The following is a 3,699-nucleotide window of genomic DNA, read 5'->3' as shown; positions in this document are numbered from 1 at the left end:
GTCCGGTGCCGCCCCCGGCGCCGTGGCGCCCGGGGCGGGGGTGGGAGCTACTTCTTCTTGGCGGCCTTCGGCGTCAGCAGCCTGGTGCCGTTCCAGTCCTTGCCCACGCTGACGCTCTTGGTCTGCGACAGGCCGGCAGTCGTCGCGGCCTCGCCGATGTCGCTGGGTTCGACGTACCCGTCCCGGCCGGTCTTCGGCGTCAGGAGCAGGATCACGCCGCCCTCGTCGAGGAACCCGAGGGTGTCGACCAGCGCGTCCGTCAGGTCGCCGTCCTCGTCGCGGAACCACAGCACCGCGGCATCGGCCACGTCGTCGTAGTCCTCGTCGACGAGTTCGCTGCCGATGACTTCCTCGATGGACTCGCGGAGCTCCTGGTCGACGTCGTCGTCGTAGCCGATCTCCTGGACCACCTGCCCGGGCTGGAATCCCAGCCTGGCGGCCGGGTTAGTCCGCTCCTCCGCGTGGTCCGCGGTCGCGCTCACGGGTTGCCTCCTGATGGTGTTGCGATTGGGTCTTCAGCCACGCGCGTGCGCGAAGCATTGGCCGTAGTCCACACGGGCGGGCCGGATCGCGCAAGTACCCGGCGGTCGGGACCGCCGAAACAGTGACGTTCCTGGCTGTGTCGCCGCAACTCCTGACACGGTATCGCGATCAGCGGTGACACACACCACACCCTTCTGCCCGCTTTTGCGTGTTTGGGAACCCGCCATGGGCAGGAGATCCACTAGGGGACCCCTGATCTCCGGGCGCGTGGCGCCCCGAGACCCGGTTACCGACCAGTAGAGATGACGTTTGCCTCACACGAGGTACACGATGGGGAACGGTGCAGGCACACACAGGCAGAACGCCCCAAACCCAAGGAAACACCGGAAAAATCCCAGAAACGCCCCAGATATGTCAGCCCTCTGACAGGTAAGGAACAGCGTGGCTTCCGGATCCGATCGCAACCCGATCATCATTGGCGGCCTTCCGAGTCAGGTTCCTGACTTCGATCCCGAGGAGACCCAGGAGTGGCTCGACTCGCTCGACGCCGCCGTCGACGAGCGGGGCCGGGAACGGGCCCGCTACCTCATGCTCCGGCTGATCGAACGCGCGCGCGAGAAGCGTGTGGCCGTGCCGGAGATGCGCAGCAGTGACTACGTCAACACGATCCCCACCAAGAGCGAGCCGTTCTTCCCGGGCAACGAGGAGATCGAACGCAAGATCCTCAACGCGACGCGCTGGAACGCCGCGGTGATGGTCTCCCGCGCCCAGCGCCCCGGCATCGGCGTCGGCGGCCACATCGCCACCTTCGCCTCCTCCGCCTCGCTCTACGACGTCGGCTTCAACCACTTCTTCCGCGGCAAGGACGACGGCCGCGGCGGCGACCAGGTCTTCTTCCAGGGGCACGCCTCGCCGGGCATCTACGCGCGCGCGTACCTGCTGGACCGGCTCAGCGAACAGCACCTGGACGGCTTCCGCCAGGAGAAGTCCAAGGCGCCGTACGCCCTCTCCAGCTACCCGCACCCGCGCTCCATGCCGGACTTCTGGGAGTTCCCGACGGTCTCCATGGGCCTCGGCCCGATCGGCGCGATCTTCCAGGCCCGGATGAACCGGTACATGCAGGCGCGCGGCATCGCGGACACCTCCGACTCGCACGTGTGGGCGTTCCTCGGCGACGGCGAGATGGACGAGCCCGAGTCGCTCGGCCAGCTGTCCATCGCCGCCCGGGAGGGCCTGGACAACCTGACCTTCGTGGTCAACTGCAACCTCCAGCGCCTGGACGGCCCGGTGCGCGGCAACGGCAAGATCATCCAGGAGCTGGAGTCGGTCTTCCGCGGCGCCGGCTGGAACGTGATCAAGCTGATCTGGGACCGCTCCTGGGACCCGCTGCTCGCGCAGGACCGCGACGGCGTGCTGGTCAACAAGATGAACACCACGCCGGACGGCCAGTTCCAGACCTACGCCACCGAGTCCGGCGCCTACATCCGCGAGCACTTCTTCGGCGACGACCACCGGCTGCGCGCCATGGTCGAGAACATGACCGACCACCAGATCATGATGCTGGGCCGCGGCGGACACGACCACCGCAAGATCTACGCGGCGTTCAAGGCGGCCGTGGAGCACGAGGGGCAGCCCACCGTCATCCTGGCCAAGACGGTCAAGGGCTGGACCCTGGGGCCCAACTTCGAGGGCCGCAACGCCACGCACCAGATGAAGAAGCTGACGGTCGACGACCTCAAGCGCTTCCGCGACCGCCTGCACCTGCCGATCTCCGACAAGGAGCTGGAGTCCGGCCCGCCGCCGTACTACCACCCGGGCCGCGACTCGGACGAGATCCAGTACATGCACGACCGCCGCAAGGGCTGCGGCGGCTACGTCCCGACCCGGATCGTGCGCGCCGAGCCGCTCGCACTGCCCGACGACAAGGCGTACGCGTCCGTGAAGAAGGGCTCGGGCCAGCAGTCCATCGCGACCACCATGGCCTTCGTGCGGCTCCTCAAGGACCTCATGCGGGACAAGGAGATCGGCAGGCGGTTCGTGCTGATCGCACCGGACGAGTACCGCACGTTCGGCATGGACTCGTTCTTCCCGAGCGCGAAGATCTACAACCCGCTCGGCCAGCAGTACGAGTCCGTCGACCGTGATCTGCTGCTCGCCTACAAGGAGTCGCCGACCGGGCAGATGCTGCACGACGGCATCTCGGAGGCGGGCTGCACGGCCTCCGCGATCGCGGCGGGCTCGGCGTACGCCACGCACGGCGAGCCGCTGATCCCGGTCTACGTCTTCTACTCGATGTTCGGTTTCCAGCGCACCGGCGACCAGTTCTGGCAGATGGCCGACCAGTTGGCACGCGGTTTCGTCCTGGGCGCGACCGCCGGACGGACCACCCTGACCGGTGAGGGGCTCCAGCACGCGGACGGGCACTCCCAGCTGCTCGCCTCCACCAACCCGGCGTGCGTGGCCTACGACCCGGCGTACGCGTACGAGATCGCGCACATCGTGCAGGACGGCCTGCGCCGCATGTACGGCTCCGACGAGCAGCACCCGCACGGCGAGGACGTCTTCTACTACCTCACCGTCTACAACGAGCCGATCCGCCAGCCGGCCGAACCGGCGGACGTGGACGTCGAGGGCATCCTCAAGGGCGTCCACCGGATCAGCGAGGGCGCCGGGGGCGAGATCCCGGCGCAGATCATGGCCTCGGGCGTGGCCGTGCCCTGGGCCCTCGAGGCGCAGAAGATCCTCGCCGAGGAGTGGAACGTCAAGGCGGACGTGTGGTCCGCCACCTCGTGGAACGAGCTGCGGCGCGAGGCCGTGGCCTGCGAGGAGCACAACCTGCTGCACCCGGAGGAGGAGCAGCGGGTGCCGTGGGTGACGCGGAAGCTGAGCGGCGCCCAGGGGCCGTTCGTGGCCGTCTCCGACTGGATGCGGTCGGTGCCGGACCAGATCGCGCGCTGGGTGCCGGGTCCGTACCAGTCGCTGGGCGCCGACGGTTTCGGCTTCGCCGACACCCGTGGGGCCGCCCGGCGGTTCTTCCACATCGACGCGCAGTCGATCGTGGTGGGCGTGCTGACCGAGCTGGCGCGCGCGGGGAAGGTGGACCGTTCGGTCCTCAAGCAGGCGATCGACCGCTACCAGCTGCTCGACGTCACGGCGGCGCACCCGGGGGCGGCCGGGGGCGACGCGTAGCGATCTCGCATAGATGAGCGAAGGGGC

The 3,699-nt window shown here is 68.5% G+C and carries 2 protein-coding genes; one reads left to right on the top strand and one right to left on the bottom strand.

Going from position 1 to position 3,699, the window contains the following annotated elements:
• Positions 1 to 47: 47 nt before the first annotated feature.
• The gene (locus tag ACFC02_RS42010) at positions 48 to 482 is read right to left on the bottom strand and encodes a DUF3052 domain-containing protein (RefSeq protein WP_360968813.1); all 435 of its coding nucleotides are present in this window, start codon (positions 480 to 482) and stop codon (positions 48 to 50) included.
• A gap of 442 nt (positions 483 to 924) precedes the next feature.
• Between ACFC02_RS42010 and aceE the strand changes: the two genes are divergently transcribed.
• The gene (aceE, locus tag ACFC02_RS42005) at positions 925 to 3,672 is read left to right on the top strand and encodes a pyruvate dehydrogenase (acetyl-transferring), homodimeric type (protein WP_376368215.1); all 2,748 of its coding nucleotides are present in this window, start codon (positions 925 to 927) and stop codon (positions 3,670 to 3,672) included.
• Positions 3,673 to 3,699: the final 27 nt, after the last annotated feature.

It is taken from the genome of Streptomyces sp. NPDC056160, assembly GCF_042268205.1.
Lineage (GTDB): Bacteria > Actinomycetota > Actinomycetes > Streptomycetales > Streptomycetaceae > Streptomyces.
Note: the sequence above shows the minus strand (reverse complement) of the source record. Positions and strands in the feature narration are given on the sequence as shown.